The organism is Brachybacterium sp. JB7 (genome assembly GCF_003335205.1).
Classification (GTDB): Bacteria; Actinomycetota; Actinomycetes; order Actinomycetales; family Dermabacteraceae; genus Brachybacterium; species Brachybacterium alimentarium.
The window spans coordinates 13,096-39,389 of record NZ_QPGN01000022.1 but is presented as its reverse complement, the minus strand read 5'-3'; the positions used below and the strand labels follow the sequence as shown (position 1 = coordinate 39,389).

The 26,294-nt window shown below is 71.1% G+C and carries 21 protein-coding genes; 8 read left to right on the top strand and 13 right to left on the bottom strand.

Going from position 1 to position 26,294, the window contains the following annotated elements; translation table 11 throughout:
- Nucleotides 1-1,310 (top strand): phosphotransferase family protein (locus CIK81_RS16295; RefSeq protein ID WP_206749926.1); only part of this gene is annotated, 1,310 nt, incomplete at its 5' end.
- A gap of 2 nt (nt 1,311-1,312) precedes the next feature.
- Nucleotides 1,313-2,749 carry a UDP-glucose/GDP-mannose dehydrogenase family protein gene (locus CIK81_RS16290; RefSeq protein WP_158542081.1) on the top strand — a complete coding sequence of 479 codons (1,437 nt, stop codon included), beginning with the start codon at nt 1,313-1,315 and terminating at the stop codon, nt 2,747-2,749.
- A 58-nt stretch (nt 2,750-2,807) separates the two neighbouring features.
- Here the strand turns inward: CIK81_RS16290 and CIK81_RS16285 are convergent, their stop codons facing one another.
- From CIK81_RS16285 to CIK81_RS16265, 5 genes are all read right to left on the bottom strand, one after another.
- Nucleotides 2,808-6,044, bottom strand: a complete 3,237-nt coding sequence (locus CIK81_RS16285; RefSeq protein WP_114355900.1) for a YhgE/Pip domain-containing protein — start codon at nt 6,042-6,044, stop codon at nt 2,808-2,810.
- Nucleotides 6,045-6,263: 219 nt separating this feature from the next.
- Nucleotides 6,264-7,202: a tRNA glutamyl-Q(34) synthetase GluQRS gene (gene gluQRS / locus CIK81_RS16280; RefSeq protein WP_096196192.1), complete on the bottom strand. Its 939-nt coding sequence runs from the start codon at nt 7,200-7,202 to the stop codon at nt 6,264-6,266.
- Nucleotides 7,203-7,213: 11 nt separating this feature from the next.
- Nucleotides 7,214-7,570: a hypothetical protein gene (locus CIK81_RS16275; protein ID WP_096196191.1), complete on the bottom strand. Its 357-nt coding sequence runs from the start codon at nt 7,568-7,570 to the stop codon at nt 7,214-7,216.
- 74 nt (nt 7,571-7,644) lie between these two features.
- Nucleotides 7,645-8,412 (bottom strand): GNAT family N-acetyltransferase, encoded by a 768-nt coding sequence (locus CIK81_RS16270; RefSeq protein WP_158542078.1) that lies wholly within the window; start codon nt 8,410-8,412, stop codon nt 7,645-7,647.
- Nucleotides 8,387-9,172, bottom strand: a complete 786-nt coding sequence (locus tag CIK81_RS16265; protein ID WP_096163654.1) for a hypothetical protein — start codon at nt 9,170-9,172, stop codon at nt 8,387-8,389. Before CIK81_RS16265 ends, CIK81_RS16270 begins: the two co-directional genes overlap by 26 nt.
- 236 nt (nt 9,173-9,408) lie before the next feature.
- Between CIK81_RS16265 and CIK81_RS16260 the strand changes: the two genes are divergently transcribed.
- Nucleotides 9,409-9,945 carry a peptidylprolyl isomerase gene (locus CIK81_RS16260; protein WP_158542077.1) on the top strand — a complete coding sequence of 179 codons (537 nt, stop codon included), beginning with the start codon at nt 9,409-9,411 and terminating at the stop codon, nt 9,943-9,945.
- Between the two features lie 491 nt (nt 9,946-10,436).
- On the opposite strand, the gene CIK81_RS16255 is transcribed toward CIK81_RS16260, so the two are convergent.
- Nucleotides 10,437-12,791, bottom strand: a complete 2,355-nt coding sequence (locus tag CIK81_RS16255; RefSeq protein WP_147272369.1) for an MMPL family transporter — start codon at nt 12,789-12,791, stop codon at nt 10,437-10,439.
- 235 nt (nt 12,792-13,026) lie between these two features.
- On the opposite strand from CIK81_RS16255, the gene CIK81_RS16250 reads away from it, so the two are divergent.
- Both CIK81_RS16250 and CIK81_RS16245 read left to right on the top strand, forming a co-directional pair.
- A complete protein-coding gene (locus CIK81_RS16250) occupies nt 13,027-14,181 on the top strand; it encodes a winged helix DNA-binding domain-containing protein (protein ID WP_096196187.1) in 1,155 nt (384 codons plus the stop codon).
- Nucleotides 14,182-14,226: 45 nt separating this feature from the next.
- On the top strand, nt 14,227-15,144 hold the full coding sequence (locus tag CIK81_RS16245) for a rhomboid family intramembrane serine protease (RefSeq protein ID WP_096163650.1): 918 nt from the start codon (nt 14,227-14,229) through the stop codon (nt 15,142-15,144).
- 720 nt (nt 15,145-15,864) lie between these two features.
- Here the strand turns inward: CIK81_RS16245 and CIK81_RS16240 are convergent.
- Nucleotides 15,865-16,494, bottom strand: coding sequence for a pyroglutamyl-peptidase I (locus CIK81_RS16240; RefSeq protein ID WP_096196186.1), 630 nt, complete (start codon nt 16,492-16,494; stop codon nt 15,865-15,867).
- Nucleotides 16,495-16,666: 172 nt separating this feature from the next.
- Between CIK81_RS16240 and CIK81_RS16235 the strand changes: the two genes are divergently transcribed.
- Nucleotides 16,667-17,320 carry a GNAT family N-acetyltransferase gene (locus tag CIK81_RS16235; RefSeq protein WP_096163648.1) on the top strand — a complete coding sequence of 218 codons (654 nt, stop codon included), beginning with the start codon at nt 16,667-16,669 and terminating at the stop codon, nt 17,318-17,320.
- Nucleotides 17,321-17,397: 77 nt separating this feature from the next.
- On the opposite strand, the gene CIK81_RS16230 is transcribed toward CIK81_RS16235, so the two are convergent.
- Entirely contained in the window at nt 17,398-17,913 is a 516-nt protein-coding gene (locus tag CIK81_RS16230; RefSeq protein ID WP_096163647.1) for a lamin tail domain-containing protein, read from the bottom strand.
- Between the two features lie 183 nt (nt 17,914-18,096).
- Nucleotides 18,097-18,636 (bottom strand): hypothetical protein, encoded by a 540-nt coding sequence (locus CIK81_RS16225; protein ID WP_147271597.1) that lies wholly within the window; start codon nt 18,634-18,636, stop codon nt 18,097-18,099.
- A gap of 270 nt (nt 18,637-18,906) precedes the next feature.
- Here CIK81_RS16225 and CIK81_RS16220 point away from each other — a divergent pair, with 270 nt between their 5' ends.
- A complete protein-coding gene (locus CIK81_RS16220; protein WP_158542076.1) occupies nt 18,907-19,986 on the top strand; it encodes a C2 family cysteine protease in 1,080 nt (359 codons plus the stop codon).
- Between the two features lie 2 nt (nt 19,987-19,988).
- A complete protein-coding gene (locus CIK81_RS16215) occupies nt 19,989-20,273 on the top strand; it encodes a hypothetical protein (RefSeq protein WP_114306184.1) in 285 nt (94 codons plus the stop codon).
- Between the two features lie 25 nt (nt 20,274-20,298).
- Here CIK81_RS16215 and CIK81_RS16210 read toward each other — a convergent pair whose 3' ends face one another.
- From CIK81_RS16210 to CIK81_RS16195, 4 genes are all read right to left on the bottom strand, one after another.
- A complete protein-coding gene (locus CIK81_RS16210) occupies nt 20,299-22,116 on the bottom strand; it encodes an ABC transporter ATP-binding protein (protein ID WP_114328040.1) in 1,818 nt (605 codons plus the stop codon).
- The gene (locus CIK81_RS16205) at nt 22,113-24,086 is read right to left on the bottom strand and encodes an ABC transporter ATP-binding protein (RefSeq protein WP_114328042.1); all 1,974 of its coding nucleotides are present in this window, start codon (nt 24,084-24,086) and stop codon (nt 22,113-22,115) included. Before CIK81_RS16205 ends, CIK81_RS16210 begins: the two co-directional genes overlap by 4 nt.
- Nucleotides 24,087-24,274: 188 nt before the next feature.
- A complete protein-coding gene (locus tag CIK81_RS16200) occupies nt 24,275-24,628 on the bottom strand; it encodes a hypothetical protein (protein ID WP_087483743.1) in 354 nt (117 codons plus the stop codon).
- Nucleotides 24,629-24,752: 124 nt separating this feature from the next.
- Entirely contained in the window at nt 24,753-26,261 is a 1,509-nt protein-coding gene (locus CIK81_RS16195) for an alpha-amylase family glycosyl hydrolase (RefSeq protein ID WP_114328044.1), read from the bottom strand.
- Nucleotides 26,262-26,294 lie beyond the last annotated feature (33 nt).

Sequence of the window (26,294 nt, the reverse complement as noted above, 5' to 3'; positions counted from 1 at the left end):
CAGTCGCGACCGACTCGGCCGCGACTGACCCGGCCGCACCGGTCGTCCCAGCCGTACCCGATGCCGTGACCGACCCCGCCGTGGCTGTCGTCCCCGAGCGGGTCCTGGCCGACGGTGCCGTGTGGGCGGTCGATCGCGCCTGGCCCCACGACGGCCGCGGCATCCCCCTTGAGCTCCGCGCCGCAGACACCGAGGACACCGACGATCCCGAAGACCCTGAAGACACCGCAGACATCGGGAACGTGGAGGACACCGGGAACGCGGAGGACCCTGCCGAGCGCACCGACTCCGCGACCGCTCGCCGCGGGCCGCGCGGCGCCCGGCTGGACCCCGAGACCGGTGAGGTGACCGTCTTCGCCCCGGGCACGGACCCTCGCCTGCCCGGAATCGCCCGCTGCCTCGACGCGCACCCCGACGCCGAGGTCGTCTCCCACCGGCCCGGGAAGCGCGCCGTGGTGCGCGTCCCCGCCGCTGGTGAGCAGGGCGAGCGATACGTGAAGATCGTTCGCCCCGGCCGAGCGCAGCGTCTCCGTGATGCTCTGACCAACGCAGCCTCCTTCGACGGACCCTTCCGGCTGCAGCAGGAGATCACGGCCGACGAGGACTCGGTGACCACCGCCGCGCTCGCCGGGCGCACCCTGCACGAGGGGCTCCCGCTCGAGGACGGCGTCTGGCGCCGCGCCTGGCGCGAGACCCTCACCGCGTGGGCGCAGGCCCTCGCCGCAGGTCCGGTGACTCCGCCCGACGGCGCCGTGCACGGTCCCGCCGAGGAGAGCGCGGTACTGGAGAGCTGGCGCGACCGGGCCCGGCTCGTCGACCCCCTCGGCAGCGACCTGCGGGACCGCGCGATCGAGGCCGCCCGGCGCGAGCTCGGCCGCCTCACGGCCCCGGAGCGTCCGGCCCTGATCCACCGCGACCTCCACGACAAGCAGATCCTCCACGCGCCGGGCCTGGCCCCCGGACTGCTCGACGTGGACACCGCCGTGCTCGGCGATCCCGCCCTGGACCTCGCGAACCTGCGGGCCCACGCCAGCTGGCGCGAGCTGCAGGGGATCTGGAACGCGGAGCACGCCCGGATCGCTCGCGAGGAGATCGACGCGGCCGCGCTGCGTGCGCGGATCCCCGCCGCCACCCTCGCCGCGTACGAGAGCGGCACGCTGGCCCGTCTGACCTGCGTGTACGCCTTCCGTCCGCGATGGCGCGCCCTCGCCCGAGAGCTCGCCGCGGATCTCCGCCCCGCCCCGGGAGCCCCACCTGTCGCTCCCGACGACCTGCTGCATACCCCCGATGAGAGGACCGTGACGACATGACCCTGAGGATCTCCGTGATCGGGATCGGCTACCTCGGTGCCGTCCACGCCGCGAGCATGGCCGAGCTGGGCCACGAGGTGATCGGCCTGGACGTGGACCGTGACCGCGTCGCCGCCCTGCAGGCGGGCCACGCGCCCTTCCACGAGCCCGGCTTCGACGAGCTGCTCCAGCGCGGGCTCGACAGCGGCCGCCTGCGCTTCACCTCCGACTACGCCGAGCTCGCCGACGCCGACGTGCACTTCCTGGGCCTGGGAACCCCCCAGCTGGCGGACGGGATGGGCGCCGATCTCGGCCACCTGCGCTCCGCCATCGCCTCGCTCACCGAGGTGCTCCCCGCCCGAGGCGGCGCCCCGACGCTCGTGGTCGGCAAGTCCACCGTGCCCGCGGGCACCAGCCGCGAGCTCGCGGCGACGCTCGAGCAGGTCGACGGCGCCCGCTTGATGTGGAACCCCGAGTTCCTCCGCGAGGGCTTCGCGGTCCAGGACACCCTTGTCCCGGACCGTCTGGTCTACGGCGTGCCCAGCGGCGACGAGCAGGACGAGCGCGTCGCCATGCTCGACGCCGTGTACGCCCCGATCCTGGAGCGCGGCGTGACCCGTCTGGTGATGGGATACGAGGCCGCAGAGCTGGTGAAGGTCTCGGCGAACGCGTTCCTCGCCACCAAGATCTCCTTCATCAACGCCGTGGCGGAGATGTGCGAGGCCACCGGGGCCGACGTCACCGATGTCTCCCGTGCACTGGGCATGGACGACCGCATCGGGGCGAAGTTCCTGCGCGCCGGGCTGGGTTTCGGGGGCGGCTGCCTGCCCAAGGACATCCGGGCCTTCCTGGCCAGCGCCGAGGACCACGGCGTCGGCGACGCCCTCGGCTTCCTGCGCGAGGTGGACGCCGTCAACGGACGCCGCCGCACCCGCATGGTCGCGCTCGCCGAGGAGACGCTCGGTGGCCTGGAGGGACGGCGCATCACGGTGCTCGGTGCCGCGTTCAAGCCGGACAGCGACGACGTGCGCGACTCGCCGGCCCTCGAGGTCGCCTCCCGGCTGAGGGCCGCCGGGGCCCTGGTGACCGTCACTGATCCCGAGGCGCTGCGCACGGCGCAGCGGAGCATCCCGGGCCTGTGCACGGTCCCGGACACCCAAGACGCCCTGCGTGATGCGGAGCTGGTGCTGCTGCTGACGGAGTGGCGCGAGTACCGCGATCTAGACCCGGCGGCCACTGCCGACCTGGTCGCTTCGCCGCGGATCATCGACGGCCGTGCGGTGCTGGACCCGCAGGCCTGGAGGGAGGCCGGTTGGGAGTTCCGAGCGCTCGGTCGGCCCGATTCCGAGGCGCCGGAAGCGCCCCAGAATCCCGGATCCTCCGAGGGTCCGGTGAGCTCCGACGAGGCCATCACCCCAGGTCGCGTGCTGTCCCCCTCGGGAGTGCGCGTGCCCGCCTGAGCGTCCTGGCGATGACGGTGGAGAACGCCGAACAGGCCTTCCGGGAGTCCTGACGAGGTCAGGCGGGATCAGGGGCGGCCTCCGCGTCCGCGCTGCCGGCCTCCTGCAGGTCCGCGTCGTCCTCGGCCCGCTGGGCGCGTCGCCGCTGCACCACGGCTCCGGCCAGCCCCAGCAGGACGCCGAGCAGCAGCCAGCCCGAGAGCCACAGCAGATCCTCCGTCGGATTCACCCAGCTGCCGCCGATCGCTCCGCGGAACGCATCCACGGCGTGGGTCATCGGCAGGTACGGATGGATCATCTGGAAGAACTGCGGCAGGGTCTGCGTGGGATAGGTGCCGCCGGCCCCTGAGATCTGCAGGGCGATCAGCACCAGCGCCACGAACTTCCCGACGGGCCCGAACAGAGCCCCGAAGCCGTGGTTCAGTGCGACGAACACGAGACTCGTCAGCGCCGCGAGGCCGAACATCAGCGGCAGGTCCCGCATCGTGATGTCGACGGCCCAGTGCAGCGCGCTGACGGCGATCGCCGTCTGCACCAGTCCCAGCAGGAAAGCCGGGACCAGGCCGCCGGCGAGCAGACGCACCGGCCCCGCCCCGCGGGCGGCGGCCTCGGCGGAGAACGGCGGCATCATGAGGAAGATGGCCATGCCGCCCACCCAGAGGCTGATCGCGAGGAACAGCGGGGCCAGGCCCTCGCCGAACCGGGACAGTTCGTTGGCGCGCTCGAAGCTCATCTGCACCGGGTCCGACGCCGTCTCCGCGAGGTCCGCGCTCTCGTCGTCGGTGTAGGCGGGCACGTCGTCCTTGGAGTCCTCCAGGCCGTCGCGCAGCTCGGCGGAGCCGTCGGCGAGCTCTCCGGCGCCGTCATCGAGGGTCACGGCGCCCTCGGCCAGGTCGCCGGCCCCGTCGTCCACCTGACCGGCACCGTCGGCGAGCTCTCCGGCGCCCGAGTCGAGGCGGCCCGCGCCGTCGGCGAGCTCCCCGGCGCCCGAGCTGGCGTCGCCGAGACCGTCGGCGAGCGTCCCCGCTCCTGCCGTGAGCTGCGAGGAGCCGTCGGCGAGGTCCTCGGCGCCCGAGCGGGCGGTGCCCACGCCGTCGGTGTACTGGCCCAGCCCGGAGGCGAGATCCTGGGCACCGGAGTTCGCGGTGCCGGACGCCGTCGCGAGCTCCCCGGCGCCGGTCGAGAGATCCTGCGCACCGCTGTTCAGGCGGTGCACGTCGTCCGCGCCCTGCTGGAGCGTCCCGTAGGCCTCGGGCAGTGCGGCGGCCGCGGTGCGCGCCTGTGCGGCGAGCTCCTCGGCGCGATCGCTCGCGGACGTGCCCTGGTCGGGATCCGAGGTACCCGCTGCGGCGTCCTCTCGCAGGTCCGAGAGCGCGGAGTCCAGCGCCGAGGCGTCCTCGGTGAGTGTGCCGGTGGTGCCGGCGACCTGCGAGGTGCCCTCGGCGATCGTGCTGGTCGTGGTCGAGAGCTCATCGAGGGAGTCGACGATGTTGTTCGCGGCGGTGGACATCCCGGAGGCGGTGTCCGCGATGCCCGTGGACCGCTCGGCGGCCTTGGCGGCGGCGTCGTCGGCTGCCTCCGCATCGGTCACGGCCGTGTCGGCATCGTCCCGGGTCGGCTCGGAGGTTTCGGACAGCTCGGCGAGCTCCGCGCACAGTGCGGCATCGCTCGCGCCACCGTCGCCTTCTCCGTCTCCACCGCCGTCACTCGGGTCGTCGCTGTCGCCGTTGCCGCCCTCGCCGCCGTCGCCGCCGGTGCACTGTTCGGCGACGAGGTCGTCCACGCGGGCGGTGTAGTCGTCGATGCTGGCCTTCGAGGCCGAGGCGCTCTCGGCGGCGTCCCCGGTCGCCGTCTTGACCTCCTGGACCTCCCCGTCGAGAGTCTCGACCTCGTCGCCAATGCTCTTGGCGCCCTCCTGGAGGGTCTTGGCGTCCTCGAAGCGGTCACCAGTGTCGGCGGCGAGGGCCTGCGCGCTGTCGTCGACGCTGGTCGCCGCCTCGTTCAGGGTGGCCATCGAGCTCGCGAGCGACTCCGCATCGGTGCCGGGCTGCTCGAGGGCGTCGGTGACCGAGGTGGCCGCGTCCTCGAGGGTGTCGATCGCGGCGATGAGGTCGTCGCTCGCGGTCTGCACGCTCTCGGGCGTCACGCCGATCTCGTCGACCCGCTGCTGGGCGGCGGAGATGGTGTCGTCCAGCTGCTGGGTGCCGCCGGCGACCTGATCGGCGCCTCCGGCCAGGGCGCTCGCGCCGGTCGCGAGCTGATCCGTGCCCGCGGCGAGCTGGTCGGCGCCGGAGCGCAGCGGCCGACCCTTCTCATCGAGCGTCACCAGGCCCGTGCTGAGCTGCTGAGCACCGGCGTTCAGCGTGGCAGTGCCGTCGCGCAGCTCGACCGCTCCCGCGGAGAGCTGGTCCAGGCCCACCACCAGGTCGAGGCTGCCGCCGTGCAGGGTGGAGGCCCCGTCGGCGAGCTCGTCGGCGCCGCCGACGAGACTGCTGGTGCCGTCCTTGAGGTCGCTGGTCCCGGTGACCAGATCACCGGTGCCGTCGTGCAGCTCGGAGGAGCCGTCGGCGAGCTGCGTGGCGCCGTCCGCGGCGTCGACGATGCCGTCGTGGATGGTCGTGAAGCCCACGTAGATGTTGTCGAGGTACTCCTCGAGCACGCTCCCGCGCAGCGAGTCCGTCAGCGCGGTGCCGACGGACTTGGTGAAGTTGCCGCCCACGTAGTTGATGGCGTCGTTGGTGGTGATGGTCAGCAGTCCCGGGGCGGTCTCGGCGGCGTCCTCGGGATCCCCGCCCAGGCCCGCGATGTTCTCGGAGAAGTCGGAGGGGATCTCCACCGTCGCTCCGTAGGTGCCGTCCTCGAGGCCCCGATGCGCTTCCTCCGGGGAGACCTCAACGAAGTGGAAGACGTTCTCCTTGTCGATGTCCAGCAGTGTGTCCGTGAACTCAGCGCCCACGTCCAGATGGGTCTCGTCGCCGCCGGGCGGTGTCATCGTCGCGCCCTCGTCCTCATTGACCACCGCGGCGGTGATCTGGTTCAGGGAGTTCGAGGGATCACGGAAGGACCACGTCATGTTCCCGGAGTAGATCAGCGGGACCAGCGCGAGGCCGACGACGAACAGTGCCGCGATCGGCTTCTTCCACTCCCCGGGCAGCAGCGCGACAGCCCCGCGTCCGGCCGCGGCGGTGCCGCGTCCGAGGGAGCGGGCGGCGGAGGCGATCGAGGAGACGATGGCGTGGACCGCGGTCGACAATGCGGTCGACAGGGCGGTCAGGAGCGTTCGGAGGAATCCCATCACGAGCAACACGATACATTCGTGTATCGAGTTTTGCTCCACTTGGCGTCGAAGTGTGGTGTGGAAAACGTGCCGACCCTCTGCATGGCCTGGTGAATTCGGGATCGACAGCGTCTGCCGGAGGGTGTACCCCCAGCTCGATGAGGGGGCGGGTGCCTAGCGCGCTGGGAGATGGCCTCCAGGGCCCTCTGCGAGGCCGCGGGTCGCGCCGGCGGCGACCTAGCGGTCGGGCAGGTCCACGATCCAGGGGTCGCGCGGCAGATCTGACGGGTCCCAGCGCTCGAGCACGTCGGACGCGGTGCGGCACCCAGGCAGGCCCAGCGACTCCCCGATCCGTCCGACGACGTCCGCCGCGGTCTCGCCCTGCTCGAGGCGATCGCGCAGGGTCACGGCACCGTCCCGCTTCGCCAGGCGCGCCCCGGCGGGGTTCACGGCGAGCGGCACGTGCGCATAGCGGGGCTCCGCCAGCCCCAGCAACCGGGCGAGGTGGGCCTGACGGGGTGCGGAGCTGAGCAGGTCATCGGCGCGGGTCACCTGGTCCACGCCTGCGGCCGCATCGTCCACGACGACCGCGAGGTTGTACGCCACCACCCCGTCGCCGCGACGCAGCACCAGGTCGTCCACCATGCCGTGCACCTCGCCGGCCCACAGGTCCTGCACGGTCCAAGTGGTGACGTCGGCGCGCAGGCGCAGGGCGGGCTCGCGCCGCAGCTGCCTCATCCGCTCGCGGCCCGCCTCCCGCTCGGCCTCGGTGAGGTCCCGGCAGGTGCCGGGATACGCCCCCGGCGGGGCGTGCGGCGCGCTCGGCGCTTCGAGGATCTCCCGACGCGTGCAGTAGCACTCGAACACCTGATCGCGAGTGCGCAGGTGCTCGATCGCCGCGTCATAGGCGGTGCCGCGCGCGGACTGCCGCACCACCTCACCGTCCCAGTCCAGTCCGAGCGCGGCGAGGTCCTCCAGCTGGCGCTGCTCGGATCCCTCCCGCACGCGGTCCAGGTCCTCGATGCGCAGGCGGAAGGCGCGCCCGCTGCGGCGTGCCAGCACCCACGCGAGGATCGCCGTCCGCAGATTTCCCAGATGCAGGTCACCGCTGGGGGAGGGGGCGTAACGGCCCGCGCCGGAGGTCGGGAACGAGGTCGACAGCGGCGGGGCATCCATGGGATCCGAGTCTAGGCGGGGCCTGTCGAGTCGCCGTCGGGTTCGCTGGCAGTGGGGCTGCCGTCATGCTCGTCGGCCGTGGAGCTGCGGTCGTGCTCGTGGGTCGCCGAGCTGCCGTCGTGCTCATGGGGCGCCGAGCTGCGGTCGTGCTCGTCGGCCGTGTGGCTGGCCCCGGCGTCACCCTCCGACGGCGGGAGCACGATCTCCATCCGTCCGGTCTCCAGGAACGACGGATCGGTGCGCTCCTCCATCAGGCTGGTCGAGTCGACCTCCGCGGCGATCTCGATGCCGGTGACCCGTTCGTTCGCTCCGGGGAAGTACTCGGGCAGGGACGGGATGCCACCGGGGCGGAGACGGTCTCTGCGCATGCTGGTCACTCTCCCTGTGCGATCTGCCGTCGTCATCTGCGGCAGGGTCCTCTCCGCGGGTCGTCACCGGCACCCTACGTGCCCGCCTCGTCCTCCGGCCGACGAACGAGCAGCACATCGCCTGTGCGCCCGCCGGGCGCCTCCCGCTCGGAGCGGAGGAAGCCGAGCCGCGCGGCGAGGGCGAGCGAGGGGCGATTGCCCGCAGCGGTCACGGCGATCACCTTCTGATCTCGAGCGCCGAGCCGGGGATCTGCGAGCACGGCGCGCGCCGCCTCGGTGGCGATGCCGCACCCTGTCACTGCGGGGTCCAGGCGCCAGTAGACGCTGAGGACATGCCCGCCCTCGAACGCGAGCGGGGTGAGGCCGACGACGCCCAGCAGCGAGTCCCGCGTGGTGAGCGCTCTCGCCGCAGCGTTGTCGGGCGCTGTTCTGGCCGCTGCCCGCGCTGCGGTGTCGTCGTCCGCTGTTCCTGGCATTGCCCCCGCTGCGGTGCCGTCGTCCGCTGTGCGTCCGCGCACCGACCCCGCCGCAGTGGGGCGCACCGTGAGATACCCGGACCCATGCTCCTGCCAGGCCCGGATCCACTGCTGCAGCACCCAGCGCATCTGCTCGCGGTCGGTGAGCGGCTCGGTGAGGTCGTCGGCGAAGGCGAGAGGGTTCGCATGCAGCGCGAACAGCTCCTCGAGATCGCTCTCGGCCACGGGAGCCAGCAGCAGGCGCTCCGTGCGCAGCAGAACGGCGCGACGACCACCGTCGAAGGACGGGGTCGCCGCGCCGTGCACGGAATGCTCCGCGGTCAGCGTGCCGAGTCGGGACTCAGGCGTCGCCGCGGTGGCTGCCACGCTTCTCGTCGTCCGAGGCAACCGAGGTCTCGGCCGGATCGGAATCGACCTTGACCTCCTTCGGAGCGGTGTCCGAGGAGCGGTCGTCGCCCTTCAGAGCCGAGGCCACGTCGCCGGCGTCGGCCGAACCGACGGTGTCCGAGACGGTCGAGGAGTCGTCCTCGCTCGACGCGGAGGCCGGGTAGTGCGCACGGGCGAAGTCCGCCGGCGGGGCCCAGGGGTCCTCCACCGGACGGGTCTTCTGCCAGGCGATGTAGCCCGCGGCGGCACCGGCGGCGGCCAGACCGAGCACGAGCAGCACCTTGCCGGCGCGCCCCTTCTTCTTCGGCGTGGGCTGCAGAGCCGCGGTGCGGATGTCGTCCTGGCCCTTGTCGAGCTCGTGACGAGCGGCATCGACGGCGGCCTTCAGCACGCTGCCGGTGGTCTCAGCGGTCTTGCGGGCGCGCGGGAGGTAGTCGTCCTGCACGTCCTGCTTGAACTTGTCGGCACGCGGGCCGATGCTCGAGGACAGCTCAGAGAGCTTCTCGCCCTGGTGACGGAAGCGCTCCTCGACGCCCGGACCGTACTGGTCCACGAGGTCGTTGGCGCGGCTGCGGGCCTCGCGGGCGCCCTCGGACACGACGGGGCCGACGGTCGAGGCGAGCTTCTGCAGCTCCTCCATGGCCTTCTCGGCCTTCTGCCCGGTCGAATCGGCGGCCGCGACAGTCTTCTTGGCCTGCTTCTTGGCCTTCTTGGACTCACGCTTGCTGGTCAGCGCCATGAGGTTCCCCTTTCGGTCGAATCCGCCGGGTCGGGCCGACGGTGGTCCCTGGGCCGGACTTCCGCAGAAGCCCGGACCGTGTGGCACAACTCTAACGCGAGCAAGTCTGCACGGTCCTCGGACAAAGGTCAGGTTCGCGCCTTCCCGACTGGTCGGCCCAGCGCAGGCGCGCTGTCCGCTGAGGGCGGACAGGGGTGAGCCCTGCCCGTGCAGAGGCCTTGTGCGAAGATTGCGCCATGTTCGCAACTCTTCACACCAATCACGGGGACATCCGTCTCGAGCTGTTCCCCGACCATGCCCCCAAGACTGTCGACAACTTCGTGGGCCTCGCCGAGGGCACCCGTGAGTTCACCGACGCCGAGTCCGGCGAGAAGGTGAAGCGTCCCTTCTACGACGGCGTCGTCTTCCACCGCATCATCACCGGCTTCATGCTGCAGGGCGGCGACCCCCTGGGCACCGGCACCGGCGGCCCCGGCTACACCTTCGACGACGAGATCTCCGAGAAGAACTTCAACGAGCCCTACGTGCTGGCCATGGCCAACGCCGGCAAGCGCCGCAACGCCATCACCGGCCAGCCCGCCGGCACCAACGGCTCCCAGTTCTTCATCACCGTGGGCCCCACCCCGCACCTGCAGGGCAAGCACACCGTGTTCGGCGCCGTCGCCGACGAGGACTCCAAGAAGGTCGTCGACGAGATCGAGGGCGTCAAGACCGATATGCGCGACCGTCCCCTCGAGGACGTCGTCATCAATTCGGTGACCATCGAGAAGTGATCTCCCGGTGACCCCGCCAGGGTCCGTCCCGCTCTGAGCGGACGGCCCGCACATCACAGCGGCCCGCCCCCGGTCTTCGGGGGCGGGCCGCTGTGCTGTGCGGGCGGGGAGCTGTGCTGTGTGGGGGTGGCCGCTGGGCTGTGCTGTGGGGGTAGGTCGTTGCGCTGTGAGGGCAGGTCGTTGCGCTGGGGGGCGCTGTGCTGAGGGGTGTTGTGTTCTCGGTGGGCCGATGATGACGAGCTGTGGCTATATCGCCAGTGCTGGTCACCATCGGCCCGTCGGTGACAGGGGCCTGTGCGTTCAGCACGCCGGTCCGGAGCTGTGCCGTGCCGAGGGGCCGTCCCGTACCGTGCCGTGCCGGTCCGGAGCTGTGCCGTGCCGAGGGGCCGTGCCGTGCCGGTTCGGAGCTGTGCCGTGCCGAGGGGCCGTGCCGTGCCGGTTCGGAGCTGTGCCGTGCTGTGCCGGTCCGGAACCGTGCCGTGCTGCGCCGGTCAGGCGGTGGGCTTGGAGGGCCACCACATCCGGTCGCCGATCAGGGCGAACAGGGCCGGGACCAGCACGGTGCGCACCAGCAGGGTGTCCAGCAGCACGCCGAGGCCCACGATGAGGCCCAGCTGGCCGAGCACCACGAGGGGCAGGACGCCCAGGGCTGCGAACACCGCGGCGAGCACTACGCCGGCGCTGGTGATGACCACTCCGGTGGAGCCGACGGCCCGCACCATGCCCTGCTTCGTGCCGTGCTCGGCGGATTCGTGCCGGGCGCGGTGGACCAGGAAGATCGTGTAGTCCACGCCGAGGGCCACCAGGAACAGGAAGGCCAGCAGCGGGACGGTCACGTCGAGGGCGGGGATGTCGAACAGCAGGCGTCCGGCCCACAGGCCCAGGCCGATCGCGGCGACCGAGCTGGCCACGTTCACGGTGAGCAGCACGAGCGGTGCGACCACGGCCCGCAGCAGACCAATCAGCACGATCAGCACGACGGCGAGGATCATCGGCGCCACCACCAGCAGGTCGCGGGTGGAATCGGCCCGTACGTCCATGGCGCTCGCCGTGGTGCCGCCCACCAGGGAGTCGGCTCCGGAGAGGTCGTGCAAGGTGTCCCGCAGGCCCTCCGCCTCGTCGATCGCGGCGGGGGACTCGGGCTCGGCAGTGCCGACGGCGGAGAGCACTGCCCAGCCGTCGGGCGCGGTGCCCGTGACCGAGGCGCGGTCGATGCCGGGCACGTCCTCGACGGCGGCGAGAGCCGCATCCGTGCCTCCGCTCATGTCCTCCCGCACCACGATCTGATGCGGGGCGCTCTCGCCGGCGCCGTAGTGCTCGGCCATCGCGGCGAAACCGGTGGAGGACTCGTTGGCGGAGGCGAACTGCTCGTCCTGCGACAGGCCAACGCGGGTGCCGATCAGGCCGGTGGCCAGCACGCCCATCAGCACCAGAGAGATCACGGCGGCGAAGAGCGGACGCTTCGTGACAGTACGGGCGACGGTCGCGAACGGCCCGTGCTCGGCGTCGTCGCGGCGGCCCGAAGCGCCCTTCATGCTCTCCACGCTCTCCCCAGTTTCAGCACCTGCCTGGGTGTCAGCGATCCCTACGGTCGCTGCGACCCCTGTGGTCTCTGTGGTCTCTGCGACCCCTGCGGTCTCGGTGCGCTCCGCCGCCTCGGGCTTCGGCACGAAGGGCCAGAACACCTTGCGGCCCACGACGGCGAGCAGTGCGGTGAGCGGGAACAGCACGGCGATGACCGCGACGAGCAGCCCGGCCGTAGCGGCGATGCCGAGCCCGCGGGTGGCGGGCACGACGGCCGCCAGCAGGGTCAGCAGTGCGAGCACCACGGTGACGTTGGAGGCGATGATCGCCGGCGCGGTGCGGACCCAGGCGGTGCGCAGCGCGGTGCGATGGTCCTCATGCGCATGCAGCTCCTCGCGATAGCGGGAGATCAGCAGCAGCGCGTAGTTGGTGCCCGCGCCGAACACCAGCACGCTGATCACGCCGGCGTCGAAGGCCAGGGCGAACTGCTCGCCCAGCATCGAGGTGAGGGCGCCGGCGGCGCCGTCGGCGAGGGCCACGATCGACAGCGGGATCAGCCACAGGATCGGGGAGCGGTAGGTGAGCAGGAGCAGCACGGCCACCACGGCGATGGTGACGGCGAGGAGCTTGAAGTTCGCGCCGGAGAAGGCGCCGCGGATGTCGGAGCCGACGGCGGGGCCGCCCGTGACGGACACGGAGAGCTGCTCGGGGGCGGACTCCGCTGCCGCATCGCGCAGGTCCGTGATCATCGCGTCCATCGCGTCGTTGTCGGCCTCGGAGTCGACCGTGGTCATGACCAGGTCTGCCTCGCCGTTCTCGGCGGGCATCGGTCCGACGGCGTCGCGGCCGGAGACCTCGGCGAGGTTCTCGCCGAGGGTCTCGATGGCGGCCTTGTCGTCGGCCGTGAGCGCCGTGCCGTCCTCACGCGTGATGACGGCGAAGACCGGCTGATAGCGGTTGCCCTCCATGGTGTCTGCGATGGCTGCGGCGCGGGAGGACTCCGAGGAATCCGGCAGGGCGTCCATGCCGGCGGCGGGGCCGGCGCCGCGCAGGCCGCCGGCCATGGCCAGCAGCAGCGCGACGAAGACGGCGAGCATCACCCAGGCGGAGCGGCGGCCGGTCAGGGCGCCCGCGATCCGGGATCCGATGCGCCCGAGGGGGCCCGACGGGCTGTCGGCCGAGGAGAGCGTCACCTCCTCGCCGGGACCGCCGGGACCGCCGGGGCCGTCATGGCCGCTGGGGCTCACCGGGTTAAGGGTGTCGACGGGGCCGACGGGGTCGCCGGCCCCGTGGCTGGGGCGGGAGTGAGAGGGAGTGGGCACGGTGGGTCCTTCATCTGAGAAGCGCAGGTCACGGCCGGGAATTCTGTGCGCCGTGGAGTGCTCTCCACGCTATGGACCACCGGTGAGGAGGGGATCAACCATTCGATGTATTCGCGACGGGGAGGCCCAGCGCGTCAGACGAAGCCCAGAGCGCCATACGAAACCCAGAGCGCCCGGCGAAGCTCGGAGCAGCAGGGGAGGCTCGGAGGTGGGTGGCGGCAACTACCCTCGGCGCATGACCCAACGGCACCTGGCTGGAGCCCGCATCCTCGCCCAAGGACTCGTCGGCACCCCGCGCTTCGGCGGGCCGACGGAGGCGGCGCGTGCCTTCGGCGCGCATCAGGGGCAGGACGTGGCCGGCGTGATGGCCTCGCTCGCCCTGCGCACCGGCGGGGACCTGGACGCTGTGCTCGCTGCGTTCGATCGCGGGGAGATCGTGCGCGGCTATCCGATGCGCGGCACCGTCTTCGCGGTCGCCGCCGACACCCTCGCGTGGCTCACCGAGCTGTGCGCCGCGGTTCCGCTGCGTGCGGCGATCTCGCGGCGCGGCCGGCTCGAGCTCGAGGACCACCACGTGGGTCGCGCGCAGGAGGTGCTGGAAGCGGTCGCGGCGGAGCACTCGATGCCCGGGATCGGCCGGGGCGTGCTGCGCAAGGAGCTGCTCTCCGCCTGGGAGGAGGCCGGTATCGCCACTGGTCAGGGTCGCGGGTACCACGTGCTGAACGAGCTGATCTCCGCCGGTGTCGCCGCGTACGGCCCATGGCGGGACGGGGAGACCGCCGTGGTGCTCGCGCAGGAGTGGCTCCCGGCGGGCACCGATCTCCAGGGCGCCTTCGGGGGCGACGAGGTCGCGGCGACCGCGGAGCTCGCGCTGCGCTACTTCACGACGCACGGACCGGCGGGGGAGCGGGACCTCGCCTGGTGGTCCAAGCTCCCGCTGCGCACGATCCGTGCCGCCATCGCGCAGGTGCAGGACCGGCTCGAATCCGGCTATCTCGATCGCACCGGCAGGCTCCACGCCCGTGCGGAAGAGGCCCGTGGGGGTGACGGGCAGCAGGTGTGGTGCCGTCCGGGCCTGCCCGAGGAGTACGCGGCGCGGGCGAAGGAGGCCATGACCGAGCTGCTCCTGCCGGGATTCGACGAGCTGGTGCTCGGATACCGCGACCGGCTGTTCCTGATGGACGACGACGGCCATCAGTCCCTGGTGCCCGGCAACAACGGCGTGTTCAAGCGCGCCGCGATCCGCCGGGGCGAGGTGGTGGGCACATGGACCCGGAAGGGCGCCGCCGGCAGACGCAGCCTGGTGCTCTCGGAGCTGCGATCGGTCAGCGATGCCCAGCGACGACGCTTCGAGAGGCTCTTCGCCGCGTTCCCGTACACCGTGCCGTGACCAGTACCCCGGTGTCGGCCCAGGTGCCCGTGATGGAATGGGCTCATGGAACGCCCCAGCTACGGCTACAGCGCCGAGGACAACTCGGATCCGCAGGCCGCACCGCCCGTCTGCCCTCGGCACCCCGACCGGGTGAGCTACGTGCGCTGCAAGCGCTGCGACCGCCCTGCCTGCCCGGACTGCCAGCGCCCCACCTCCGTGGGTGTGCTGTGCGTGGACTGCGAGAAGGAGCTCTCCCGCGCGCAGGCGGCGTCCCGCCCGCGCAACGCGATGGGCGGCAGCATGGGCAGGAGCAAGCCCTACGTGACCTACGCGGTCATCGCGCTCTGCGTGCTCGCCTACGTCGGGCAGACGGTCATGCCCGACGTGGTCTACCAGCTCGGGGTGTTCTCCCCGTTCCGGATCCTCGCCATGCCCTGGACGTTCCTCACCGCCGGGTTCCTGCACGGCGGTGTCATGCACCTGCTGCTGAACATGTACGCGTTGTGGATCGTGGGCCAGTATCTGGAGCAGACGATGGGTCATGTGCGGTTCGCGGCCGTGTACTTCGTCTCGCTCCTCGGCGGTCATACAGCCGTCTACGTCCTCGCCGATCCGATGAGCAATGCCTGGTACGGCGGGACGCTCGGGGCCAGCGGCGGTGTGTTCGGCCTGTTCGCAGCGATGTTCATCGTGAACCGCAGGCTCGGTGGCCGGACCGCGCAGATCCTGGTGCTGATCGGGTTGAACCTGGTCATCACCTTCACCATCCCCAACATCTCCTGGCAGGGCCATCTGGGCGGCCTGGTCATCGGCGGTCTCCTCACCGCGGGCATGTTCGCCCTGCGTCCCAAGGCCTCCCCGGGCGCCGACCGCCAGGCCCTCGCCAAGCGGTCCGCGGCGCTGCACGCCGCAGCGGTGGCCGGCGCGGTGCTGCTGTGCCTGGTGCTCATCGCGGTGAAGACCGTGACTCTGCCGATCTGAGCCGGGACCGACAACGTCGGGGCTGACGGGACCGACAGACCGACAGGCCGACGGGCCGACGGCACCGACGGGCTATGGACCGACAGGGCCGACGGGACGGGCCGGGGCAGCGTACGCGCTGCCCCGGCCCGTTCGTCCTGTGGAGGGCGAACCCCCGATCGAATGACAACGGTGTGACTATCCCCAGTTGTGGATAACTTTGGGGACGAACTGCGGTCCGGCGGGGGGAAAACCCGGCGAGGGTGTGGAAAACCGGGGATGCGTTGTGGACAGACGGTGGGTGTGGACGCAGAAGTGCGACGGAACGGACATCGGGCAACCACTGTCCACCGAGGCGCGGCAGGGCGACGACCACCCTCTGCCGTCTGAGGAGCTGCGACGTACGACGCCGTATCACGACGAACGGAGTCGGTGCGAAAGTTTCATGACCTGCGGTTTCGTGGTGTTGGCCGGGTTGGCGGCGCAGTGTGCCGCCAGTGCCGGAGATTGTGGATCAGTGTCATCCACACGTCTGCCGCGACACGCCACGCACATCCCTCGTACCTGCGGAACTACAGGTCTGTCATTCGTCCACGACTGTGGAGATCGTTGTGGATAACTTCTGTATTCAGGCGTGGCGCGATGTTCACGGACTGTGGTTGTCCCCCGTGAGCCCCGATGTGCACACCCGCGCCGCCCTGTGGAGGACCGATGGGCGCCGGATATCCCCAGCGCGTGGCGTCAGTGCTCGGCGCCGCCCGTGACGGACAGGTCCGCCTCGGTCTCCAGGGCGGTGAGGGTGAGGGTCACGAGCGCCCGCGCGCCGTTCTCGGGTGCGACGACGTCCGCCGAGGGGAGATGGACGAAACCGCCACGAGTCCCCGCGAGGCGCGCGTCGGTCTCCAGCACGTGCTGCAGCCGGTAGAAGACGTCGTTGCACACGTAGGTCCCGGCCGTCTGCGAGACTGCGCCCGGGATGTCCTCGGCGGCCAGCGCCGCGACCATGGCCTTCAGGGGCAGCGTCGTGAAGTGGCCGACGGGCCCGCCCGGCACCACGGGCTCGTCCACCGGGGAGGCGCCTGCGTTGTCGGGGATGCGGGCATCGCGCACGTTGATCGCGACCCGCTCCGGCGTGATCCCGCGACGCCCGGCAGCCAGTCCCACGGCGATGACCAGGCGGGGGCGATGCTCGAGCACCGTCTGCTCGAGCAGGTCACCGGCACGCTCGAACTCCACCGGCAGCTCGAGACCCTCCACGACGAGGCCGTGCTCTCGCAGGGCGGGGACCGCACGTGCCACCGCCTGCCAGGACTCGTTCACGGAGGCCTCGGCGAAGGGCTCGAAACCGCTCAGCAGCACATCGATCGTCATGGGGACAGCGTACGGAGCCGCACGACGGCAGCCCCGCAGTCGCACGCGTGCAGCCCCGGAGCCGCACGACGGCAGCCCGCGAAGAACGACGTCGCCGGGGCCTGGGAGACAGTCGTCCGTCCCCGAGGAAAAGACGTCGGCGTGCCCCGGTGCGTCGCGCTAACCTGTGCCGATGACGATCCCGGACCTCGCCGCCGAGTACCCTCCGTACGGCCTGCGCCTGCACGCCGGCGACCTCACGCTGCGCACGCTGGCCGAGGACGACCTGCTCGAGTACGCCCAGCTGCTGCGTCGGCCGGTCTTCGAGGACCCGGAGTCCCCGCAGGTCTTCCCCTGGTACAAGACCGACCCCGAGATCCGGGTGCGGGAGGCGCTGCGGTTCCAGTGGCGCCTGCGCGCGGCGGTCTCACCGCACGAGTGGACGCTGCCGCTGGGGATCTGGGCCGACGGCCGACTGATCGGCTGTCAGGACGTCGCCGCGGAGCGCTTCGCGCAGCGGCGCACGGTCACGTCCGGCTCGTGGCTCACGCTCGAGGCGCACGGCAAGGGCTACGGGAAGCTCATGCGGCAGGCGATGCTGGTCCTCGCCTTCGACCACCTGGGCGCGACGCGGGCCGAGTCCTCGGCCGTGCTCGGCAATGCGGCGTCGTTCGCCGTCTCGCACGGTTGCGGCTACGTCGAGAACGGCACGGCGGTGGGCCCGCAGCCGGGAGACGCGCTCATCGAGCAGCGCTTCCTGGTCACGCCGGAGACCTTCCGTCGGCCGACGGTCCCGGTGCAGGTCGAAGGCGTCACGCCCGCCCTGAAGGAGCTGCTCGGCGCCTGAGGGGTCGTGCCGCTCAGGCACCAGGCACCGCGCCTCACCAAGGCACCGCGCCTCAGCAGCTCAGGGGCCGCACGTCCTCAGCAGAATGCCGTGGTCGTGGTGGTGCGCACCGTCTTCTTGGTCGCCTTGGGGTGCTTGCCGCCCTTGTACGTGCAGGACTCCAGCAGCTTGCCCTTGGCGTTGTAGGTGCGGGCCGTGTCCCCGGTGTTGTTCCAGACGTAGCCCTTGTTGTTCCAGTACAGGGTGCTCGCCGTGTTCTTGCCCTTGCCGGTGCGGATGGTGAGGGTCTTGCCGGCCTTGAGCTTCGTGCCCTTGGGGAACGCGAACTTCTTCGGGCCGCTGTCGCGGAGCACGTACCCGGTGAGGGTGAGCGTGGACTTCCCGGTGTTCTTCACCTGGATGTACTCCTTGGTGAACAGGGAGTTCTTGGCGTAGTCCTTGCCGGGCGGATCGTAGTAGACCTTCACGATGTCCAGCGGCTTCTTCACCGCTGCGTCGGCAGCCTGGGGAGCGATCGCCAGGCTCGCGGAGAACAGGAGGGCGACGAGGAGGACGGTCAGGAGACGGGCGCGCGACACGATAGAGGAGAGCATGGGTGCCTCTGGGGGTGAGGGCGATCCGCGGGTGGCCGGCCGAGAGCGGCGCTGCTCCTCAGGATCGAGGTGATTGAGTGTTCAGGCAATGTAGCGCGCCGCGGGCCCGCTGCGCCATGACGTCGGAGAACCTGCCATGACGGCTCGATCACAGGCTGATCGCACGTCAGCGCGAGGATGACGTCAGTGCAGCAGGCGCTCGTCGCAGGGCTGGCCCTGCGTGTCGACCTGAGCGCTCCACCGCAGGGTCACGGCCGGACGGCTCGGACGGGACTCGATCGTGAGGTGGATGCGTCCGCCGGTGTCGTCGTGGGCAGTGAAGATCTGCATCGGCATGGGGTAGTCGTCATCGAGCTCGAGCTCTGCGAACCCCTGTGCGCTGAGCACCTCCTGCGCCGCATCCACGATCGGCCCGGCATCCGGAGGCTCCGGGTCGCCCGTGCTCGGCGGCCGGCCGCTGGCATAGGAACCGGCCGAGACCCAGCACTCATCGTCAGAGCCGGTGATCCCCAGGGCACCGGTGTCACTGGTCAGAGCGGTTCCCTCCTGAGTGATCGCCTTGGCGACCTCCTCCGTGATCGGCTCGTACTTCTCCGCCGCGTCGTGCGCCTCGAGCCGGACGTCGGCGCTGCAGGCCGCGAGCGCGAGCGTCGCCCCGAAGGCCGCCACCTGGGATGTCGCTCGCAGGGGCCTGCGGCGTGTGCGCTGCCCGGAAGTCTGCACAGAGGTGTCCTTGATCGTCAGGGCGGAGCAGTCGGTGGGCGTCGGAGCATCGACCCGGAGCATCGTCCCGGTGCGTCGCGCCGAGGTTATCCACAGTGGAGATCTCCTCCCGGTGGGTGAGGCCCCCATCGTCATACGCTCCCTGCCAGATCGCCACGGGACGCGGCGAAATGTGGATGACGAAGAGATTCTGGAGGATCGATGTTCCTGGGGGCGGAGACGGAGGGGGTCCGTGCGCATGCCGACGCCGTGCGTGCCGGAGCGTCGACGATGGCGACGCTTCTAGGGGCACTGAGGTCGAGCACTGCGGGTGTCGACTGGCGAGGAGGGGACCGGAGCCAGTTCGATGCCCGGGCCCAGGACGCCTGGGCAGGCACGACCGTCATGATCGATGTGCTGCGCAGGCTCGCCGAGGTGATGGACGCCGAAGCGCAGCAGCAGGACGAGGCGTCAGCGGGTGAGGGGCACGGCGCGGCGGATCTGCTCGCGAACGGCAGGCGTGATCAGGATGATCCCGAGATCGTCACCGGGAAGATGCGCGATGCGGTCCCGTACCGGAGGTCTGAGGAGGAGGCGGAGAGAAACATCGGGTCACGAGGTGTCGACCAGGGCAGCGTCAACGACTGCTGGTTCCTCGCCTCCTTGATGGGCATTGCCGAGCGCGACCCCGAGTACATCCGCGAGCACCTGTGGCGCAACGACGACGGCACCTGGACCGTGCAGATGTACCGGGACGGCGAGCCCGTCGAGATCATCGTCGACTCCGAGTTCTCGCCGGATGCGGTGGGCCATCGCGTGCCCGTGCTCGATGCGGACGGCGAGATGATCCTGGGGTCCGACGGGCAGCCGATGATGAGGACGGAGGCCGGCGGCTGGCCGGCGATCTACGAGAAGGCCGCGGCGGAGTACCGCAGCGAATACGGGGACTCCTCGTACGAGAGCCTCGACTACGGCTGGGGCGATGAGGCGTACGAGATGCTGACCCCGGGCGACGTGGAGCGCACGGGACAGTCTGGTTTCGCGGGGATCCGTGAGCGCTTCGAGAGCGGTCCGGTGACCGTGGCGTCCGAGCATCCGCAGGATGCGCGCCTGTACCCCTACTGGGAGGGACGGGTCGACGACGCGATGGTCGTGCCGCGCCACGAATACAACGTCGCGGGCTTCGTGACGGCAGGAGAGCCCGCGCCGGACGGCACCGTCTCCTCGGAGGACCGGATCCACCTCGAGAACCCTTGGGGCCCGGACGGAGGCTCGCTCGACGGCACGGCCCGTGCGGGGGACCTGTTCATGACCGAGGATGAGTACAGGGAGAACTTCCGCGGGGTGTCCTCCGTGGACATGGGAGGCTGACGATGGACATCGAAGAGATCACGATCGACCAGGGTGCCCAGTGGAGACTGGAGGACCTCCGCATCGGGATCGTCCGGGTGGGGGAGCACGAAGGCTCCGACGCCGCCGAGCTCCTGGTGCGCTCCGACGCAGAGGCGCGGCACGCCCTCATCACGACGAGCGGGCGCGACGCCGACGTCGGAGGATGGCGGATCTCCCTGCTGTCCGCCATCCGTCCCGAGGACCGCAGCCGGCGCGAGACGGTGCGCCTCCGGGCAGTCCGGGGCGCGGCCGGCGCCGGACCGTGAGGTCCGCGCCGGCCGCGCCGTCAGCTCACATCGAGTCCTGCCAGGCCTGGTACAGCGCCGCGAAGCGGCCGCCCTGAGCCACCAGCTCCTGCGGGGAGCCGTCCTCGACCACCTCTCCGCCGTGCACCACCAGCACCCGGTCGGCGATCATCACCGTGGTGAGGCGGTGGGCGATGAGCAGCGAGGTGCGGTGCCCCAGCAGCTTGGTGAGGCCTTCCTGCACCATCCGCTCCGAGGGGATGTCCAGTGAGCTGGTGGCCTCGTCGAGGATCAGCACGCGCGGATCGGCGAGGAAGGCGCGCGCGAAGGAGATCAGCTGGCGCTGTCCCGCTGAGACGCGGCCGCCGCGCTTGCTCACGTCGGTGTCGTAGCCGTAGGGGAGAGCCTCGATGAAGGAGTCGGCCCCGATGGCACGGGCGGCCGCCTCGATCTCCGCGCGGCTCGCACCGGGGTTGCCGAGCGCGATGTTGTCCGCGACCGTTCCGGAGAACAGGTATGCCTCCTGGGTGACCATGACGATGTTGCGGGTCAGGTCGTCCATGGAGATGTCGCGCAGGTCCACTCCGTCCAGCTGCACGCTGCCCTCGGTCGCGTCGTAGAAACGCGAGATGAGCTTGGCGACGGTGGACTTCCCGGCACCTGTCTGTCCCACCAGGGCGATCGACTGCCCGGCGGGGATGTGCAGGTCCAGCGGCTGGAGCACCAGCGGGCCGTCCTCGGTGTACCGGAAGGAGACGTCCCGGAAGTCCACCTGACCGCTCGAAGCGGTCAGTGGGGTGGGGTTCGGGGCCTCCTTCACGTGCGGCTGGACGGCCAGCAGGTTCGCGATCTTCTCGAGCGCCGACACTGCGGACTGGAAGGCGTTGTAGAAGTTCGCGATCTCGTCGACCGGCTGGAAGAAGCGACGTGAGTACAGCACCAGCGCGACCAGCACACCGACCTGCAGGTCTCCGTGCAGCACCCGGAAACCGCCCACGACCAGCACGGCCGCGATGGTCACGTTGGCCAGGATGCGCAGCGCCGGCTGGTAGATGCCGAACACGTTCACCGAGCGCAGCGACGCGTCCCGGTAGTCCTGGGCGAGAGTGTCGAACTCGGCCTGGTTGCGGCCCTCCTTGCGGAACGCCTTGACCGCGCGGATACCGGCCATGGCCTCGACGAAGTGGACGATCAGCCGCGCGGAGTGGGTACGGATCGCGCGGTACTCGACGCTCGAGCGCTTCTGGAACCACATGGTCAGGAGGACGCAGGGGATCAGCATCAGCAGCATGACCGCACCGGTCACCCAGTCCATCTTCACGATCAGCACGATCGTGAACACCATGGACAGGAAGGCACCCACCATGACGTTCACGCCCGAGTCCAGCAGCTCCCGCAGGGCCTCCATGTCGGAGGTCTGGCGCGAGACGATCCGGCCGGAGGTGTAGCTCTCGTGGAACTCCAGGTCCTGGCGCTGGGTGAAGCGGAAGACCCGACGCCGCAGGGACAGCAGCATCTGCTGCCCGACCACGACGGACTGTCGAACGTATCCGAAGGTCAGGACCCCGCCCACGATCGCGGCGCCGATGTGCAGCGCCGCGGCCTGGAAGGCAGGGATCGGATTGCCGCGCATCAGCTCGGGCAGGCCGGTGTCGATGCCCCAGGCGATGATCGCGGGCCCGGCGACCACGGCGAGCTGGGCGACCACCACCATGAGCGCCATCAGCGCGAACTTGCCCTTCACCGGGGAGATCAGCTCACCGAGGAGGGCGAAGGAGCGGGAGCGGGAGAGCTTGTTCTCGGCGGCGGTGGGGATCCGCTGCTCGTCGCCGTCCTGATCGGGTTCGGTGGTCGTCGTGCTCATCGGTCCTCCTCCCCACTGGTCTGCTCGGTGCTCTGCCCGCCCACGGCGGGGATCCCGGAGGTCACGGTCTGCTCCCGCCCGGAGGACGCCCCCGGTGGCTCGCCCGATGCGTCAGGGCTCGAGGGATCGGCCGACGGTTCGGACGCGCTGGCTGCCTGCTGGATCGCGCTGAGCTCGAGCTCCCCGGTCAGGGTCTCGATGTCCTGGTCGCGGCGCACCTCCTCCTCCTGGTTGGCGATCACCCAGCGGTAGCGGGGTGAGGTCTTCATCAGCTCCGTGTGGGTGCCGACGGTGATCACCCGGCCGTGGTCCAGGAGGGCGACGCGGTCGGCGAGGGCGACCGTCGAGGTGCGGTGGGCGACGATCAGCGTCGTCGTGCCCGCGAGGACCTCGCGCAGTCGGCCGGTGACCGTCTCCTCGGTCTTCGTGTCCAGGGCGGAGAGCGGATCGTCGAGCAGCAGCACCGCGGGACGGGCAGCGATCGCCCGGGCCAGCGCCAGGCGCTGGCGCTGACCGCCGGACAGACTCATGCCCTCCTCGCCGATGGGGGTGTCGACGCCGTCCGGCAGGTCGAACGCGAAGGTGGCGTCGGCCGTGCGGAGCGCGAGTTCGAGCAGCTGCTCGCGCTCCTCCTCGGACAGGGATGCCGCGGCGCCGAGCAGCACGTTCTCCCGCACCGAGTCGGAGAACAGGGTGGCGTCCTCGAAGGCGACGGCGGTCAGCGTGCGCAGCGTGATCAGGTCCATCTCCCGCACGTCGACGCCGTCGATCGTGATCGCTCCGGCGGTGACGTCGTACAGGCGAGGAACCAGCTGCAGCAGGGTGGACTTGCCGCTCCCGGTCACGCCCACCAGGGCCATGGTCTCGCCGGGGCGGATGTCGAGATCGACACCGTCGAGCACGTCGTTCACGTGGTCCGGGGCGTCCTCGTAGCGGAAGTGGAGGCCGTCCAGACGCACCGCGCCCACAGCCCGGGCCGGGTCCACGGCGACCGGCTCCTGCGGCGAGGTGATCCGGTTGGCCGCATCCATCACGTCGTAGTGACGGTCCAGGGCGGTGGTCGCGTTCACGGCCTGGCCCAGCAGCATGCCGAGCATCCGCACCGGGCCGACCACGAGGGTGGCAGTCGCGAAGTAGGAGGCCAGCTGACCGGTGGAGATCGAGCCGTTCGCGGTCAGGTGCAGGCCCACCAGCAGTGCCACGCCCAGAGCGAGCTCGGGGAGCATGAACATGAACATGTCGAAGCGGGCGATCGCGGTGGCCTTGCGCACCTCGGTGCGGCGCAGCTCCTCGGCCTGTGCGGTGAACCCCTCGAGGGCCGACGGGCCGCGCCCGAAGGCCTTGAGCACGCGGATGCCCTGCACGGACTGCTCGATGGTGGTGGCCAGATCGCCGTTCTGGTCCTGCGAGAGTCGGGAGAGGACCGAGAAGCTGCGGTTGAAGCGGTAGGCGATGATCGTGACCGGCACGGCGGCGAGGAAGAAGATCAGCGCCAGGATCGCGGAGGAGCGGATCAGCAGCGCCATGCCCACTGTGATGGTGACGACGTTGGTGACGGCCATGATCATGCCGAAGGCGATCCAGCGGCGGATCTGGTTGATGTCGCTCATCATGCGCGACAGCAGCTGGCCGGAGCCCCAGCCGTCGTGGAAGGAGACCGGCAGGTTCTGGACCTTCTCGTAGAAGTGGACGCGGATCTGCTTCTCGACGGTGGTCGAGGGGGCGACGGCGAAGGTGCGGCGCAGCCAGATCAGGGAGGCCTCGACCAGGCCGAGGGCGAGCACGATCGCGCCGCCGGTCCAGAGGGTTGCGGCGGTGGCGTCGGAGCCCAGTCGGTTGACGATGAACTCGAGGACCTGCGGGATCATCAGCGCGACGATCGAGGCCGTCATGGCGCTCAGCAGGCCGAGGTAGAGGCGGAAGCGGATCGGACGGACCGTCTGCCAGAGACGGCGCATGGTGCCGAGCATGGGGAGAGTGAACCTCGGGGGGACTGGGAGGCTCCGACGATCGGAGTCAGAGGTTTAGCCTAGTCAACTATCCGGACGATCGAAAGTGGATAAGCGCATTCCGGGCCGGTTGAGTGAACGTACCCGGCAAGCGGTTCCGCGGCGACAGGGGTGCCGCCCAGGCGTGGGCGTGGCCCGCCGCGCGAGCGTCAGCCTTCGCCGTCGGCGGGGGACCAGTCGCTGTAGGCGGCGTCGGAGAGCACGGCGGCGGCACCGGCCGCCGCGGCGGTGACCGTGAGCACCGCGGGCCAGGCACCGATCTTCTTCGCGAGCGGGTGGGAGAGCCCGAAGCCCACCACGTAGGTCGCACCGAGCACGGCGGTGGTGGCGGGGCCCCGGCGCGCGAGCCATGTGCGGCCCGCGTAGAGCCCGGCCGCGGCGAGCACCACGCCGCCGAGCGGGCGGATCCCCGTCTCGCGGGCGGTCAGCCAGCCGCCGACCAGGCCGAGGGCCACGACGGGGGCGGTGTTCACGGACGCTGCGGGCTTGATCGCGGTACTCATGGTCCAGAGCCTACGACGTGCTCCCTGGGGAGCGGAGGGTCGGTGGGCCGGGTCCGCGAGCACGGCACCGCGTGGGCGCTCTCGCGGGAACACCTGCGACGGGGTCAGTGGTCGACTCTGCCGCTCACCGCAGCACGGCGATGCCGTGCGCGGGCACCAGGCCCGACTCGGAGAGGCCGACGCCGTCGAGCATGTCCGCGCCGCTGACCGCCTCGAGCACCTCGCCCGGCGCCGGGCGAGCCTCGTCCCCGAGGTTCAGGACCAGGGTGAGCGGCACGGGCGCTGCGTCGTCGCCCCCGTCGGCGCCCTCGGCCCCGTCGGCCCCACCGCCGCCCGCCCGCGGGGTGAGCACGATCTGCGCCCAGGTGTTCTCGAGCGAGTCCTCGTCCACCCGCACTGAGGCGGTCGCGAGCCACCGCTCGCGCCGGCGCAGCGAGAACAGCCGCTGGTGCACCTCGAGGATGCGGCCCGAGGCCTCGGGCTTCAGCAGCTCGAGAGGATGCGGGCCGCCCGGAGCGCTCTGGCCTGCAGAAGCAGCGGCGGCCACGTCGTCAGGGCTGTCGGGGAACCAGGGCCGGATCGCATCGTCCCCGCCCGCACGCTCCTCCTTGAGCGCCGCGGCACCGAACTCATCCCCGGCGTACAGCGCGGGGATGCCGGGCAGCAGCGCGAGCAGGCCGATCGCGGCGGCGAGGTCGCGGCCGTCGGCCAGCTGGGAGGCGATGCGGGTGGTGTCGTGGTTGCCCACGAAGGTCAGGGGGAGTGCGCCCGCTCCTGCGGTCCGGAACTGTTCGAGGAAATCCTGGTGGCGGCCGAGGGCGTGGGCGAGCTCGAAGAGGTTCCCGTCGCGCAGCGAGGACCAGATCGCCTTCCACAGCTCGTACTGGGTGATCGAGTTCGCGCGGGAGGCGGCGGCGAACGCCGGGTACTCGCCGTGGATGACCTCGCCGAGGATCCACGCCTCGGGGTGCGCGGCGCGCACCCGCTCGAGGATCGGCGCCCAGGCCTCGGCCCCCGCGGCGTACATCGCGTCCAGCCGCCACCCGTCGGCCCCGCGCTCGAGCCAGCGGCCCATGATCTCCACGACCCGGTCCTGGACGACGGGATCGGCGAGATCCACCTCGACCAGGTCGTCGTTGCCCTCGAAGCCGTAGGGGCTGGTCCCCGACCAACGGATCCGGTCGCCCTCCTCGGTGCCGGGACCGGCGGCGACGGCGCGCCGCGCGGTGGGGTGGAGATGGGAGATGTGGTTGAAGACGCCGTCGAGGACCACCCGGATCCCGCGCTCGCGGCAGGCCGCGACGAGCGCGTCGAAGTCCGACTCGTCGCCGAGCCGCGGATCGATCCGACGGTGCTCGAGGGTGTCGTAGCCGTGGGAGACCGAGTCGAAGATCGGGTTCAGCAGCAGCACGTTCGCACCCAGGGAGACGAGATGGTCGAGCCAGCCGACCAGCCGGGGGAGGCGGTGGACCACGTTCTCCCCCTCGGCTCCGCCGTAGCCCTCGCCGGTCAGGTCCTCGCGGTGCCGCGGCGCGCCGCAGAAGCCCAGCGGGTACACCTGCCAGCAGATCGCGTCGCGGATCCAGGCGGGGGCGGGGGCCGGCGTGCTCGCCGACGCGGCGTTGTCGGTCATGACGTCATCGTAGGCGCCGAGGGCCGCTCCGGC